The 14,764-nt window shown below is 70.6% G+C and carries 10 protein-coding genes; 8 read left to right on the forward strand and 2 right to left on the reverse strand.

Annotated elements, in window-relative coordinates; genetic code table 11:
- The first annotated feature begins 13 nt into the window (after nt 1-13).
- The 7 genes from SSP08S_RS02495 to SSP08S_RS02525 all read left to right on the forward strand — a co-directional run bounded on the left by SSP08S_RS02495 (nt 14) and on the right by SSP08S_RS02525 (nt 11,903).
- Nucleotides 14-1,399 carry an ABC transporter substrate-binding protein gene (locus SSP08S_RS02495; protein ID WP_019065995.1) on the forward strand — a complete coding sequence of 462 codons (1,386 nt, stop codon included), beginning with the start codon at nt 14-16 and terminating at the stop codon, nt 1,397-1,399.
- A gap of 7 nt (nt 1,400-1,406) precedes the next feature.
- A complete protein-coding gene (locus SSP08S_RS02500; RefSeq protein WP_019065996.1) occupies nt 1,407-2,747 on the forward strand; it encodes a carbohydrate ABC transporter permease in 1,341 nt (446 codons plus the stop codon).
- Nucleotides 2,744-3,652, forward strand: a complete 909-nt coding sequence (locus SSP08S_RS02505; protein WP_019065997.1) for a carbohydrate ABC transporter permease — start codon at nt 2,744-2,746, stop codon at nt 3,650-3,652. The genes SSP08S_RS02500 and SSP08S_RS02505 overlap by 4 nt, the downstream gene beginning before the upstream one ends.
- Nucleotides 3,653-3,806: 154 nt before the next feature.
- Complete coding sequence (locus SSP08S_RS02510; protein ID WP_019065998.1) at nt 3,807-6,068, forward strand: bifunctional glycosyltransferase/CDP-glycerol:glycerophosphate glycerophosphotransferase; 2,262 nt, start codon at nt 3,807-3,809, stop codon at nt 6,066-6,068.
- Between the two features lie 150 nt (nt 6,069-6,218).
- Complete coding sequence (locus SSP08S_RS02515; protein WP_019065999.1) at nt 6,219-8,405, forward strand: bifunctional glycosyltransferase/CDP-glycerol:glycerophosphate glycerophosphotransferase; 2,187 nt, start codon at nt 6,219-6,221, stop codon at nt 8,403-8,405.
- Between the two features lie 7 nt (nt 8,406-8,412).
- Nucleotides 8,413-10,638, forward strand: coding sequence for a bifunctional glycosyltransferase/CDP-glycerol:glycerophosphate glycerophosphotransferase (locus SSP08S_RS02520; RefSeq protein WP_019066000.1), 2,226 nt, complete (start codon nt 8,413-8,415; stop codon nt 10,636-10,638).
- On the forward strand, nt 10,635-11,903 hold the full coding sequence (locus SSP08S_RS02525; RefSeq protein ID WP_026178124.1) for a hypothetical protein: 1,269 nt from the start codon (nt 10,635-10,637) through the stop codon (nt 11,901-11,903). The genes SSP08S_RS02520 and SSP08S_RS02525 overlap by 4 nt, the downstream gene beginning before the upstream one ends.
- A gap of 93 nt (nt 11,904-11,996) precedes the next feature.
- Here the strand turns inward: SSP08S_RS02525 and SSP08S_RS02530 are convergent, their stop codons facing one another.
- Nucleotides 11,997-12,410, reverse strand: a complete 414-nt coding sequence (locus SSP08S_RS02530; protein WP_019066002.1) for an organic hydroperoxide resistance protein — start codon at nt 12,408-12,410, stop codon at nt 11,997-11,999.
- Between the two features lie 130 nt (nt 12,411-12,540).
- Between SSP08S_RS02530 and SSP08S_RS02535 the strand changes: the two genes are divergently transcribed.
- Entirely contained in the window at nt 12,541-13,014 is a 474-nt protein-coding gene (locus tag SSP08S_RS02535; protein WP_019066003.1) for a MarR family winged helix-turn-helix transcriptional regulator, read from the forward strand.
- Here SSP08S_RS02535 and SSP08S_RS58975 read toward each other — a convergent pair.
- Entirely contained in the window at nt 12,974-14,761 is a 1,788-nt protein-coding gene (locus tag SSP08S_RS58975; protein ID WP_043259241.1) for a glycosyltransferase family 39 protein, read from the reverse strand. The two genes, SSP08S_RS02535 and SSP08S_RS58975, sit on opposite strands and share 41 nt — an antisense overlap.
- Nucleotides 14,762-14,764: the final 3 nt, after the last annotated feature.

Genomic DNA, 14,764 nt, shown 5'->3' on the forward strand with positions numbered 1-14,764 from the left:
GAACGGGGCAGTGATGCGCAGCACGAGCAGCACAAACCGGACACGCACCACCGTACGTACAGCGGCAGTTGTCGCCGCGGGAGCACTGGCGCTCTCTCTCACCTCTTGCGGTGGCAGCGACAACAAGAGCGACAACGGCAAATCCAGCAGTCCTTCCGAGAGCATCGGCACGGTCGCCCTCCCCAAGCTGAACGGCGAGAGCCTCGAGGTGGCCGCCGTGTGGACGGGTGCCGAGCAGAAGAACTTCAAGGCGGTCCTCGCGGAGTTCGAGAAGCGCACGGGTGCCAAGGTCACCTTCGTGCCCGCGCAGGACCCGATCATCAACTTCCTCGGTTCGAAGATCGCGGGCGGCCAGCCGCCGGACGTCGCGATGCTCCCGCAGCCCGGCGCGATCAAACAGGCCGTCGACAAGAAGTGGGCCAAGCCCCTCGGAGCCGACGCGCTCGCGGAGTTGCAGAAGAACTACTCGCAGGGCTGGCAGGACATCGGCAAGGTCGGCGGCAAGCAGTACGGCGTGTACTACAAGGCCGCCAACAAGTCGCTGATCTGGTACAACGCCAAGGTCTTCGAGAACGCGGGCGCCAAGGAGCCCAAGACCTGGCAGGACCTGCTGACCACCGCGCAGACGGTCTACGACTCCGGGGTCACCCCCTTCTCGATCGCGGGCGCGGACGGCTGGCCGCTCACCGACTGGTTCGAGAACGTGTATCTGTCGCAGGCGGGCCCGGAGAAGTACGACGAACTCGCCCAGCACAAGATCAAGTGGACGGACCCCTCCGTGAAGGAGGCGCTCACCACGCTGGCGCAGATCTGGGGCAAGAAGGCGTACATCGCGGGCGGCCAGAACGGCGCGCTGCAGACCGAGTTCCCGGCGTCGGTCACCCAGACCTTCACCGGCGGCGACCAGCCGAAGTCCGCGATGGTCTACGAGGGCGACTTCGTGCAGGTAAACATCGGTGAGACGAAGGCGAAGGTGGGCACCGACGCCAAGGTGTTCCCGTTCCCGTCGGTGGGCTCGACCGCGCCGGTGGTCTCCGGCGGCGACGCGGCCGTCATCCTGAAGGACTCCAAGGCGGCCCAGGCGCTGGCGACCTTCCTCGCCTCGCCGGACGCGGCGACGATCCAGGCGAAGCTCGGCGGCTATCTCTCCCCGAACAAGAACGTGCCGGACTCGGCGTACCCGAACGCGGTGCAGCGGACGATCGCCAAGTCGCTGATCGCGGCCGGTGACGACTTCCGCTTCGACATGTCCGACCAGGCCCCGCAGTCCTTCGGCGGTACCCCGGGCAAGGGCGAGTGGAAGGACCTCCAGGACTTCCTGAAGAACCCGACCAATATCGCGGGCACGCAGGCGCAGCTGGAGAAGGACGCGGCGGCGGCCTACGCGAGCGGGAGCTGAGCCCGAGATGGCATCGGCAGCGGCGGAGGCCCCCGGGGCCTCCGTCCCTCCCCGCAACCGCAAGAGCGTGACCGGCACCCGCAGGACCGTGGCAGTGCTGTTCCTGCTGCCCGCCCTGGTGCTGCTGGGCGCGCTCGTGGTCTACCCGATCGGGTACTCGCTGGTCCGCAGCTTCGGCAACCAGGCCGGCGACGGTTTCGCCGGATTCGACAACTACAAGGCCCTGTTCACCGACGACGGCATCCGCACCGCCCTGAAGAACAACATCATCTGGGTCATCTTCGCGCCGACGGTCGCCACCGCCCTCGGCCTGATCTTCGCGGTGCTGACCGAACGGGTGCGCTGGGGAACGGCGTTCAAGCTGGTCGTCTTCATGCCGATGGCGATCTCGATGCTCGCCGCCGGCATCATCTTCCGGCTCGTCTACGACCAGGACCCGCACAAGGGCGTCGCCAACGCGGTCTGGGTCGGCATCCACGACACGTTCGTCTCGTCGTCGGCGTTCCCCAACGCCCACCCCGGCCGCGAGTCGCCGCTGAAGGCGGACAAGGGCGGCTTCATCACCAGTACGACGGTCCACGCCGGCCAGACCGTCACGCTCCCGCTGGTCGGCGTCGCCCCCGACCAGATGCCCGACAGCGCGAAGAAGGCCGCGGCGGCCAAGCCGGAGCCGGGGAAGATCACCGGCACGACCTGGCAGGACTTCACCCGCGGCAAGGGCGTCGGCAAGCTCGGCGCGGTCGACCCGTCCGAGCTCGGCTACGGCGGGATGCGCATCGAGGCCGTGAAGGACGGCAAGGTGGTCGCCTCGACGAAGGCCGCGGGCGACGGCACCTTCACGCTGCCCGCGAGTGCGGACGGGGCCCAACTCCGGCTCCCCGCAAGCAACTTCAAGGCGCCGTACAACGGCGTGGAGTGGCTGGGCCCGTCGCTCGTGACGCCGGCCATCATCGGGTCGTACGTGTGGATGTGGGCCGGGTTCGCGATGGTGCTGATCGCGGCCGGACTCGCGGGCGTGCCGAGGGAGTTGCTGGAGGCGGCCCGCGTCGACGGCGCCAATGAGTGGCAGGTGTTCCGGCGGGTCACGGTGCCGCTGCTGGCGCCGGTACTCGCGGTCGTCGCCGTCACGCTGATGATCAATGTGCTGAAGATCTTCGACCTGGTCTTCATCATCGCCCCGGGCTCCTCGCAGGACGACGCCAACGTGCTCGCCCTTGAGCTGTACCGGAAGGGCTTCTCGGAGGGCCAGCCGGGGATCGCCAGCGCCATCTCGGTGTTCCTGCTCCTGCTGGTGATCCCGGTGATGCTCTTCAATGTGCGCCGGCTGCGGCGGGAGGTGCGGCGATGACGACGGATGCCGGAACTCTGGGAAAGACAGGGCCTGTTGAGGTCGTCAAGGCGCGGGAGTCGCTCGGCGGGCGGCTCGCGGCGGCGGCGAGCGGGGGTCTGGTCCGCGTGTTCCTGATCCTCGTCGGCCTGTTCTGGCTGGTGCCGACGATCGGGCTGCTGCTGTCCTCGCTGCGCAGCCCGGAGGACATGAACGCGAGCGGCTGGTGGAAGGTCTTCAGCCAGCCCTCCCAACTCACCTTCCACAGCTACAAGACGCTGCTGGAGAACAGCGACATCACCAGCTCGCTGTGGAACACCGTCCTGATCACCGTCCCGGCGACGATCCTCGTCGTGGTGATCGGCGCGCTCGCGGGCTACGCGTTCGCGTGGATGGAGTTCCCTGGCCGCGACTGGTGGTTCCTGGGCGTGGTCAGCCTGTTGGTCGTGCCGGTGCAGGTCGCGCTGATCCCGATCGCCGAACTCTTCGGAAAGATCGGCCTGTTCGGGACCATCTTCGGGGTGATCCTGTTCCATGTGGGGTACGGGCTGCCGTTCGCGGTGTTCCTGCTGCGGAACTTCTTCGCGGAGATCCCGCGTGAGCTGTTGGAAGCGGCACGGCTGGACGGCGCCGGTGAACTCCGGCTGTTCGCACGGGTCGTGATGCCGCTCGGCGGGCCCGCGATCGCGAGCCTGGGCATCTTCCAGTTCCTGTGGGTGTGGAACGACATGCTGGTCGCGCTGGTGTTCACCAAGTCCAGCACCCAGCCGATCACGGTCGCACTCCAGACGCAGGTACGCCAGTTCGGCAACAACATCGACGTGCTGGCACCCGGCGCGTTCATCTCCATGGTGATCCCGCTGGCCGTGTTCTTCGCGTTCCAGCGGCAGTTCGTGTCCGGTGTCATGGCGGGCGCGGTCAAATAGCTATAAACCGCACAAGGTTCAAGGGGTGGGCCGTCACCGGCCCGCCCCTTCGCGTTCACCGTGTGTCCCCCGTATGCCGTACGCGGCGTAACCAAGTCACTCCATCGGCCGTTCCCGGGCAGAACGCCCGCGCCGACCGACCCATGGATGTCCCTTGCCCAGGTTCAGTGTCATTGTCCCCGCGTACAAGGTCCAGGCGTACCTGCACGAATGCCTGGAATCGGTGCTCTCGCAGTCGTATCCCGATCTGGAGCTGATCGCGGTCGACGACTGCTCGCCGGACGCCTGCGGCGCGATCATCGACGAGTTCGCGGCCCGCGACGCCCGCGTACGCGCCGTCCACCTCCCCGAGAACCAGGGCCTCGGCCGCGCCCGCAACGCCGGTCTGGAACAGGCGACCGGCGACTATCTGGTCTTCCTCGACAGCGACGACACGCTCACGCCCGACGCGCTGCGCTCGATCGCCGACCGCGTCAAGGAGACCGGCGAACCCGACGTCCTCGTCTTCGACTACGCCCGCACCTACTGGTCCGGGGAGGCCCAACGCAACAAGGTCGCCGCCCAGTTGACCGAACAGGGCCCGGCCCCCTTCCGCCTGGAGGACCGCCCCGGGCTGCTCCGGGTCATCATGGTCGCCTGGAACAAGGCGTACCGGCGGGAGTTCGTCGAGCGCGAGGGTTTCGCCTTCCCGCCCGGCTACTACGAGGACACCCCGTGGACCTACCCGGTCCTGATGGCGGCGGAGACGATCGCGACCCTGGACCGGGTCTGCGTCCACTACCGGCAGCGCCGCCAGGGCAACATCCTCGGCACCACCAGCCGTAAGCACTTCGACGTCTTCGACCAGTACGACCGGGTCTTCGCGTTCCTCGACGCGCGCCCCGAACTCGCCCAGTGGCGGCCGGTGTTGTTCCGCCGCATGGTCGACCACCTCGCGACGGTCTTCACGAAGCCGGACCGGCTGCCGCGCGGCACCCGCGCCGAGTTCCTGCGCAAGGCCCGTGCCCACTACCGCCGTTACCGCATCCCGGGCACCTCGGTCCCGCTGCGCACCCGGATGCGGCACACCTTCGTGCACTTCGGCGTGCACCGCACCTTCCGGGCCGTGCAGAAGGCGATGAGCTGGCGCCGCCGGGCGGTCAAGCTCACCGCCAAACTCCTGCGCAACCTCAAGGCGGCGGTCCTCCAACTGCACTACAAGGTCCAACTCCGGCTCCCGCTGAGGGATCGCGCGGTGTTCGCCGCCTACTGGGGACGCGGCCACAGCTGCAACCCGGGCGCGCTGGAGACCGCGTTCCGCACCCACGCCCCGCACATCCGCACCGCGTGGATCGCCCGCCCCGAGCACCACCACACGATCCCGGCCGCCACCCGCAGACTGCGCCCGAACACGGTCGCCTACTGGACGGCGCTGGCCCGCTCCAAGTACCTGGTGAACAACGTCAACTTCGACCGCCGGCTGGTCAAGCGCCCCGGCCAGGTCCTGATCCAGACCCAACACGGCACCCCCCTCAAGCACATGGGCCTCGATCTCCAGGAACGCCCGGCCGCCGCACGGGACATGGACTTCGGCGAACTCCTCAAGGGCGTCGACAAGTGGGACCACGTCCTGTCCCCCAACCGCCACACCACCCTGACCTGGGAGCGGGTCTACCCCGGCAGCTACACCACGCTCGCCTACGGCTATCCCCGCAACGACGTGTTCCAGCAGGCGACTTCGGCCGACGTGCACCGCCTGCGCGAGTCGCTCGGCATCCCGCAGGACGCGATCGCGCTCCTCTACGCGCCGACCCACCGCGACTACCGCCGCGTCCAGCGCGCCCACTTGGACCTCGACCGCGTGCTGCGCCGCCTCGGCCCGCGCTTCGTCGTGCTCGCCCGCGCCCACTACTGGCACGAGGGCCCGCTCGCGGCCGCCGCGTCCGGCCGGATCATCGACGTCACCGACCACCCCAGCGTCGAGTCGCTCTGCCTCGCCTCGGACGCGCTGGTCACCGACTACTCGTCCCTGATGTTCGACTACGCCAACCTCGACCGCCCGATCGTCATCCACGCCGACGACTGGGAGGCCTACGAGGCGGCCCGCGGCACCTACTTCGACCTGCGGGCCTTCCCGCCGGGCGCGGTCGCGCGCAGCGAGGACGAACTGATCGACATCTTCGCGACCGACCACTGGCGCGGCTCCCGCTCGGCCCAGCTGCGCACCGCGTTCCGCGAACGCTTCTGCCCCTACGACGACGGCCGCGCCGCCGAACGGGTCGTACGCCACGTGGTGTTGGGCGAGAGAGACCTCCCGCCGGTCGTCCCGCTCGCCGACCGCCACCCGGTCCCGTCGGCCGCCGCGAGCCGCACGCACTCCCCCCTCGCCACCGTGCCGCAGCCCACGGCGCCCCGGCCCGTCACCGACCGCCTCTGAACGCCGTTTCCACACCGGGGAGTTCGCATGCCCTCAAGCCCCTCGCGCCCCACACCGACCCGGCCGTCCACCTGGCGTCCGACCGGGCGCCCCGGCCGCCGCGCGCACTGACCCGGAACCTCCCCTCCGGACCACTGGAGAAAGAACAGAATGCCCCGCTTCAGCATCATCGTCCCGTCCCACGGGGTCGCCGGCCGGCTCTCCCAGGCCCTGGACTCGGTCCTCGCGCAGTCCTACGGCGACTTCGAGCTGATCCCGGTCTGCGACGCCCCCGGCTCCCCGGCCGCCGACGTCGCCGACGCCCACGCCGGACGGGACTCCCGGGTGGCCCCGGTCCACTCACCACCCTCGGCGGGCCTGAGCGGGGCACGCAACACCGGCCTGCGGACGGCGACCGGCACCTACGTCCTCTTCCTGGACGGCGACGACACCCTCGCCCCCGGTGCGCTGGCCGCGCTGAACGCCCGCCTCACGGAGACCGGTGACGTCGACGTCCTGTACTTCGAGCACGAGCGGACCCCGTGGTGGGAGGGCGAGCCCACCAACCCGGCGGCCCCGCTGCTGGCGAAGACCCCGGCCGCTGCCTTCTCCCCGTCCCAGGCACCGCAGTTGACGGGCGTTCAGCTCCCGGCCTGGAGCGCCGCCTACCGCCGCGCCTTCCTCACCGACCGCCAACTCACCTTCCCCGAGGGCCCGTTCACCGACCTCGGCTGGGGTGGCCTGGTCACCCTCGCCGGCGAGCGGGTCGCGGTGCTGCGCTCGGTGGTCGTACGGCATCTGCTGCGCCGGCAGGGCAGCCGGCTCAACCTGCCGGGCGCGCACCACCACCAACTCCTCGAGCAGGTCGACATGGTGCTGACGCGGGCGGCCGACAGCGAGCTGTCCGGCGCCCTGTTCGAGCAGCTCTTCGCCGTGGTGCTGAAGACGGCCTCGCGGCCCGAGCGCCTCCCCTCCGGGCACCGCGCCTTCTTCCGCCGGGCGGGGCGGCTGTACCGCACACACCGGCCCGCCGGTTTCCGCGCGCCGGGCGGGAGTGTGGGCGTGCAGCACCGGCTGCTGGCATCGGGGGCGTACTCGGCGTTCCGGGCACTGCGCGGCGCCAACCGCTCGGCGTCGGAGGCGGCCGAGCGGGTCCCCCGCCCCCGGATGCTCCGCACCCGCATGCGCTACGCCCGCGATCTGCGCCGCCCCCTCGACCCCAACCTGGCCGTGTACTGCGCCTATTGGGGGCGGGGCTACGCGTGCAGCCCGGCCGCGATCCACGCCAAGGCGGCCGAACTCGCCCCGCACATCCGCTCGGTGTTCCTGGTCGAGCCGGACGCGGTGGACGCCGTACCGAAGGGCGTCGAGCACGCCGTGATCGGCAGCCGGAAGTACTGGGAGGTCCTGGCCCGGGCCAAGTACCTGGTGAACAACGCCAACTTCGCCGAGGGCGTCGTCAAGCGGCGCGGCAGCGTGCACGTCCAGACGCAGCACGGGACCCCGCTGAAGAAGATGGGCGTCGACCAGTCGACGTACCCGGTGGTGGCCGCGGCGACCGGCAGCTTCGCCAAGTTGCTGGGCCGGGTGGACCGTTGGGACTACAACATCTCCTCCAACCGGCACTCCACCCAGATGTGGGAGCGCGCCTTCCCGGGCTCCTACGAGGCGCTGGAGTACGGCTATCCGCGCAACGACGTCTACTACACAGCCACGGCGGATGAAGTGGCGCGTGTGCGGCGGGAGTTGGGCGTCCCGGAGGGCAAGACGGCCGTCCTGTACGCGCCCACCCACCGCGACTACCGGACCGGCTTCGACACCGGACTCGACCTGGAGGCCTTCTGCGCGGCGGCCGGCGAGGACGTGGTCGTGCTGCTGCGCGCCCACTACTTCTACGACCAGGGACGCGGGAAGAGCACCGGCCGGATCATCGACGTGACCGGGCACCGCTCCTCCGAGGACGTGTGCCTGGCCGCCGACGCGCTGGTCACGGACTACTCGTCGATCATGTTCGACTACGCCAACCTCGACCGGCCGATCGTCGTGTACGCCGACGACTGGGACGTCTACCGGGAGACCCGGGGCGTCTACTTCGACCTCATGGAGGCCCCGCCGGGCCCGGTCGCCCGCACGCCCGAGGAACTGGCCCAGGTGTTCCGCGACGGCTCGTACGCGGGGCCGGAGTCCAAGGCCCTGCGGGCCGAATTCCGGTCCCGGTTCTGCGAGTTCGACGACGGACTGGCCTCCGAGCGGGTCGTACGCCGGGTGTTCCTCGGTGAGCCGCCGGAGGCGGTCCCGCCCGTGATCCCGCTCGCGGAGCGCGTCCCGGCCCCCGCCGCCACCCTCGTAAGGAGCTGAACCCGAAGTGCCCCGCTTCAGCGTCATCGTCCCCGTCTTCAAGGTGCAGGGCTTTCTGCGCGAGTGCCTCGACTCGGTCCTGGAGCAGTCCTACCGGGACATCGAGGTGATCGCCGTGAACGACTGCTCCCCGGACGGGTGCGGCGCGATCCTCGACGAGTACGCGGCCCGCGACCCGCGCGTACAGGTGCTGCACCTGCCGGAGAACGTCGGCCTCGGCCGTGCCCGCAACGCCGGAATGCCCCTGGCCACCGGCGACTTCCTCTTCTTCCTCGACAGCGACGACACCCTCACCCCGGGCGCCCTGCGCGCGATGGCCGACCGGCTCGACGCGAGCGGCGACCCGGACGTCCTGGTCTTCGACTACGCGCGCACCTACTGGTGGGGCGGCACCCGGCGCAACGTCCTCGCACACGTCCTCACGGAGGTCGACGACACCTTCACGGTCGCCGAACACCCGGAGATCCTCGACCTGTTGATGGTCGTGTGGAACAAGGTGTACCGCCGCGAGTTCGTCCACAAGCACGCCTTCGAGTTCCCGCCGGGCTACTACGAGGACACGCCCTGGACGTTCCCGGTGCTGCTCAGCGCCGAGCGGATCGCCACCCTCGACCGGATCTGCCTCAACTACCGGCAGCGCAGGCAGGGCAACATCCTGTCCACCACCAGCCGCAAGCACTTCGACATCCACGACCAGTACGAGCGGGTCTTCGCGTTCGTCGACTCCCGCCCGGAGCTGGCAAGTTGGCGCCCCTACCTGCACCGCAAGATGGGCGAGCACTGTCTCGACATCCTCGGCAAGCCGGACCGCCTGCCCCCGTCCGACAAGGCCGAGTTCTTCCGCCGTACGGCCGAGCTGTTCGCCAAGCACAAGCCGGCGGCGGGGGCACCGGTGGACGCCGAAGTCCGCGCCCTGGAGGGGAGTTACGCCAGGTACCTGGTCAGGCGGCAGGCGGGACGGGCCGCGCGGCAGCTCGAACGGCGAGCGTTGCAGGCACGCAAGTCGGCGGCCGGGCGGGTCAAGAGCGGCTGGGGCGCGCTGCACGCCCGCCGCTCCCTCGACCCCAACCTCGTTGTGTACTCGGCCTTTTCGCACCGCGGAGTCCTCGGCGACCCGGGCGCCGTGTACTACAAGGCGCGGGAGATCGCCCCGCACCTCCGGGGCGTGTGGGTCGTACAGGACGCGGAACAGGCCGCGTTGCTGCCGCCGGACGTCGAGCACGTCCTGCTCAACACCCCGCGCTTCCACCAAGTCACCGCGCGGGCCAAGTACTTCGTGAACAACGTCAACTGGCCCGGCACCCTCACCAAGCGCCCCGGCAGCGTCCACATCCACACCCACCAGGGCACCCCGCTCAAGTACATGGCGGCCGACCTGCTGGACAAGCCCGGCGCCCGCTACGGCGTCGACGTACCGCAGATGCTGCGCCGCGCCGACCGCTGGGACCACAGCCTGGTCGCCAACCGGCACTCGGAGCTGGTGTGGGAGCGGGCGTACCCGTGCCACTTCGCGTCGGCGCGGACGGGCAGCCCGCGCAACGACGTACTCGTCGGAGCAACTCCGGAGGCGGGGACGGCAGTTCGGGAGCGGCTCGGGATCCCCGACGGGCACACCGTCGTGCTGTACGCGCCGACCCGCCGCGAGTACGTGAGGAGCGGCCACGTCGACCGGCTCGACCTGGCGCGGTTCGCGGAGGATCTCGGCCCGGGGCACAACCTCGTCGTACGCCTGCATCCGTCGCTGGCGACCGGTCCCGCGCGGGGCATGGGGCTCGCGGATCTGCACCGGCGGGGTGTGCTGGTCGACGCGACCGACGAACCCTCCGTGGAGGACGTCATGCTGGCGTCCGACGCGCTGGTCACCGACTACTCGGCCCTGATGTTCGACTACGCCAACCTCGACCGGCCGATCGTCCTCCACGCCGACGACCGGGAGGCGTACGCGGCGAGCCGGGGCACCTACTTCGACGTCACCGCCGCGCCACCGGGCCATGTGTCCGGTTCCTACCGGGAGTTGGCGTGGCTGTTCGCCTCGGGTGCCTGGCGGGACGAGGACTCGACACGGCTGCGGACCGAATTCCGGTCACGCTACTGCGAGTTCGACGACGGAAACGCCGCCGAGCGGGTCGTACGGACGCTGCTGCTGGGTGAGGACGACTGGCAGCCGTCGGCCCGATCCGTCACGCGCGTGCCCTCCCCCGCCGCCGGTCACGACCAGTTGGCGTCCTCATGAGGCCCCGCACGTGGGTGCTGGTGCTGGCCGCCGTGTTCGCGGTGCTCCAACTCGCCAATGTCACCGGCCGGGACACCCCCGACACCAAGAACTACCTCTCGTACGCGCTGAGTCTGAGCGGGGAGAGCAAGCGCGCGGCGGCGACCGTCACCATCGACTACTACTGCGCGAGCAGGGGAGCGATCGCGCGGCGCGACCAGAGCGTGAACGTGCTGAACTTCCACGGCAAGGACCCGGCCGCGCGGGTCGCGAAGAAGTGCCGGGCCGCCCAGTGGCGGGTGGTGGACGCGCAGGTGCGGGCCGGGAACAGCGGCGGGTTCATCACGCCGTTCATGCCCGAGCGGTTCATGCGCATCTTCGAAGTGCGGCCCGGATACCCGGTGTTCCTGGTCCCGTTCGTCACGCTGCTCGGGCCGGTGTGGGGGCTGTGGACGTCGAGTGTCGTCCTCACGGTCGCGGGCGGGATCCTGGTGTTCCTGATCCTGCGCACGCTGTCCGTGTCGGTACCGATCTCGCTGACCGGGCAGGCCCTCTACTACGTCCTGCCGTGCGGGACGACCGCGATGCGCCCGATGACCGAGGGCCTGATGATGGCCCTGACGCTGGCCGCGGTGTGGGGCTGCGCGCTGGTGTCGACGGGCCGCCGTACACGCGCCGGACTCGCCCTGATCGGCGGCTCGCTGCTCCTGCTCTTCACGGTCAAGCACTCGCAGGCCCTGTTCCTCGGGCTGTGCCTGGCCGGTGCGGGTGCGCTGGTCGCCGTACGACAGCGGAAGCGGGCGTGGGCGGTGGTCGCGGGGCTCGGCGCGGCGGCGGCCGTAGGAACTCTGCTGTTGGCGGGGCTGCTGCACTACCCGTCCCAGACCGACAGCCTCCAGGACCTGCTGACCGATCACTACGCGCGTCCCGACCGCACCCGGCTCTACCCCGAATTCCTGCACCTGGAAGCGGACTTCTGGCTGGAGTGGACGCGGCAGCAGCTGTGGCAGCCGGTGCTCGCGGCGGCGCTGGGTGCCGGTGTGTGGGGTGCGCTGCGGCGGCCGGTGTTCGGGGTGTTCGTCATCGGGGCCGCGTTCACCGGGATCCTCACGCAGGCCGCGCACCCGGACATCAGTGTGTGGGGCGGGCGGCTGATCGTGCTGGTGTGGCTGTTGCCGGTGGTGGGGGTGCCGTTGCTGCTGGAGAGCGTGGTGCGGGGGAAGGCGGCCGTCGCGGTGCCGGCGCAGTCGCACGGGCTCGGGGAGCAGGCTCAGCCGGTCCGCTGACGCGGGCGACCCCGGCGACGAGGTGATCAGCGCTCGTCGCCGGGGTCGTAGAAGCGTCGTATCGACTAGTCCATGTTGACTAGTTCGTATTCACTACTCGATGACGAGGTTGACCTCGATGTTGCCGCGGGTCGCGTTCGAGTAGGGGCAGACCTGGTGGGCGGTCTCGACCAGCTTGCGGCCGGTCGCCTCGTCCACGGTGTCGGGGAGCTCGATGCGCAGCGTCACCTTGAGGGCGAAGCCCTCGCCCTGCTTGCCTATGCCGACCTCGGCGGTCACGGCCGCGTCGGAGACGTCGACCTTCGCCTGGCGGCCGACGGCGCCGAGGGCACTGCCGAAACAGGCGGCGTAACCGGCGGCGAACAGCTGCTCGGGGTTGGTGCCCTCGCCGTTGCCGCCCATCTCGACCGGGAAGCCGAGCTGAAGGTCGATCTTGCCGTCGTTGCTGACCGCGCGGCCGTCACGGCCGTGGGTGGCGGTGGCTACGGCGGTGTAGATCGCGTCCATGGAAAACCATCCCTCTCGGAAGTCTTTACGAGGCGTTCGGCCCGGGTGTCCGGGCCCCCTCACGACGACAAGTAGAGCACACAATTCAATTGCACACAACTAAATGGCCCACTCGCGCTATCCTGGAACCATGACCACCACTCCCGCCGACACGCCCACCAGCGACTGGCTCCGCCTGGACCAGCAGATCTGCTTCTCCCTGAACGCCGCGTCACGCGCCTTCGGCGGCGTCTACCGCGTGCTCCTCAAGGATCTCGGCCTCACCTACCCGCAGTACCTGGTGATGCTGGTGCTGTGGGAGCACGGCGAGCTGCCCGTCAAGAAGCTCGGCGAACACCTGCGGCTCGACTCCGGCACACTGTCCCCGCTGCTCAAGCGGCTGGAGACGGCCGGTCTGGTACGGCGTGAGCGCAGCGCCCGCGACGAGCGCTCGGTGGAGGTACGGCTCACGGACGAGGGCGTCGCCCTGCGCGAACGCGCCCTCGACGTGCCGCGCCGCATCCTCGGCGCGACCGGCTTCGACATCGACGAGATCCGCGCACTGCGGGCACGGCTCGACGAACTCACGGGCGCGCTGGACTCGGCGGCGCTGGAGCAGGCGTGACCTTGTACTCCGGGGCAGGCGTGAGCATGTCCTGCGGAGGCGTTCGGCGGATGTAGAGGGCCAGCTTCACGCGTCCGCTCACATACTGCCTGCGACGCGCGAACTCCCCGTCCACGACGCCGAGTTTGACCCGGTCGACCGGGTCGCCCGGCACCCACCGGGACGGCAGCAGATTCGACTGCGCGACGATCCACACCCGGTCCACACCGGCGAGCCCGGCCTCCAGCTCCGCCGGCGCCACCTCGCGTCCGCTCAGCGTCCCGGACCTCGCCCCCGACTCCGCCAGCGCCAGGTCCCGCACCCCGGCGAACGGCCTCGGGTACGCCAGCGCCGTCACCCTCCAGAACGACGGCAGGAAGAGGACCGGGTCGCCGGGTCGCAGCTCACGACCGGCCAGCGCGGAGACCTCGGCGAGGTTCTCGGGGCGGTGGGCCGCCAGCCGGTCGTTGCGGTAGGCGGGAAGGCCGTGGAGGAAGGGGACGGCCAGGGCCAGCGCGCCGGCGAGAGTGATGAGGTGGGTGCGGGCAGGCCGTTTCGGGGGGCGCGGTGAGGGACCCGGTGGAGGGCTCGCCGCTCCGGTCGTGCGGTCGACTCCGGCCAGTGGTGGGCGAGTTGCGGCTCCGGGGTGGTGACCGCGCGCGGTGGTGCCGGGGTGGTGACCGCGCGCGGTGGTGCCGGGGTGGTGACCGCGCGCGGTGGTGCCGGGGTGGTGACCGCGCGCGGTGGCTCCGGAGTGGTGACCGTGCACCGTAAGGGCGCCGACCAACTGGGGGCGGCGTTCGACCACAGCCGCTCGGCCCGCCTCATGGGCGGCTTCCGGACGCAGGAGGCTCTCCAGCCACAGCCGTCCCACCATCCCCGCCAGCCGGTCCGCCCCCGCCGCCACCAGCAACGGCGCCCCCGCCAGCGCGTACAGCACATACCGCTCGTGGAACAGCGGCCGGAACTGCGAGACCGTCAGCAGGATCACCGGCGGCACCACCAGCAACGGCAGCGCCACCGACGCGAGCCGTCCCGCGCCGAGTCCCAGCAGGATCAGCAGGACCGAGGTCCAGAAGACGACTCCGGTCGGGGTGACGGCGAGAAACCCGCGGGCCAGCCGCTCGGCCGTGTCCCGGTCCGGCACCCGCAGCCACGCCACCTGCCCCGACTGCCGCTGGGACACCCACGCCAAGGGCAGCAGGATCCCCACGGCGGAGCCCGCCGCACGCGCCCAGCCGGCCCACACCGGCCTGGGCACCCGTGCCGCCGCCAGGGTCAACGCGTGCGCGCAGAGCAGCAGTACGGCGAACTCGTGCAGCAGAAAGGTCACGGCGAGGACAGCGCCGTACGGCCACCACGAGCGCCCTTCCAGCGCCCGCACGAGGAGCAGCGTCGCCCCGGCGACTCCGGCCGCGACGATGGCGTACGACCGGCCCTCCTGTGCGTAGTGGCCGGTCAGCGGGGTGATCGCGTAGAGCAGGCCGGCCCAGAGGCCGACCCGGGGGCGGGCCAGGCGGACGCCGAGGGCCGCGACCAGGCCCGCCGTCGCCGCCGCGCCGCACACCGACGGCAGGCGGAGGGCGACCTCGCCGGGGTGGACGGCGAGGACGGCGTGCATGAGCAGGTAGTACAGGCCGTGCACCGCGTCGACGCCGTGCAGCAGGTGCCAGATCTGCGGCACCGTGCGCCGCCCCACCAGGTACGTGACGCCCTCGTCGCCCCACATCCCGCCGCGGTCGAGCCCCCACAGCCCCAGCGCGAGCATGAC

This window comes from Streptomyces hokutonensis, from assembly GCF_000376565.1.
Classification (GTDB): Bacteria; Actinomycetota; Actinomycetes; order Streptomycetales; family Streptomycetaceae; genus Streptomyces; species Streptomyces hokutonensis.

Bases quoted from the DNA above. Each gene is read 5' to 3' on its own strand.
- SSP08S_RS02495 (WP_019065995.1), top strand. From the start codon at position 14: ATGCGCAGCACGAGCAGCACAAACCGGACACGCACCACCGTACGTACA.
- SSP08S_RS02500 (WP_019065996.1), top strand. From the start codon at position 1,407: ATGGCATCGGCAGCGGCGGAGGCCCCCGGGGCCTCCGTCCCTCCCCGC.
- SSP08S_RS02505 (WP_019065997.1), top strand. From the start codon at position 2,744: ATGACGACGGATGCCGGAACTCTGGGAAAGACAGGGCCTGTTGAGGTC.
- SSP08S_RS02515 (WP_019065999.1), top strand. From the start codon at position 6,219: ATGCCCCGCTTCAGCATCATCGTCCCGTCCCACGGGGTCGCCGGCCGG.
- SSP08S_RS02525 (WP_026178124.1), top strand. From the start codon at position 10,635: ATGAGGCCCCGCACGTGGGTGCTGGTGCTGGCCGCCGTGTTCGCGGTG.
- SSP08S_RS02530 (WP_019066002.1), bottom strand. From the start codon at position 12,410: ATGGACGCGATCTACACCGCCGTAGCCACCGCCACCCACGGCCGTGAC.
- SSP08S_RS02535 (WP_019066003.1), top strand. From the start codon at position 12,541: ATGACCACCACTCCCGCCGACACGCCCACCAGCGACTGGCTCCGCCTG.
- SSP08S_RS58975 (WP_043259241.1), bottom strand. From the start codon at position 14,761: ATGCTCGCGCTGGGGCTGTGGGGGCTCGACCGCGGCGGGATGTGGGGC.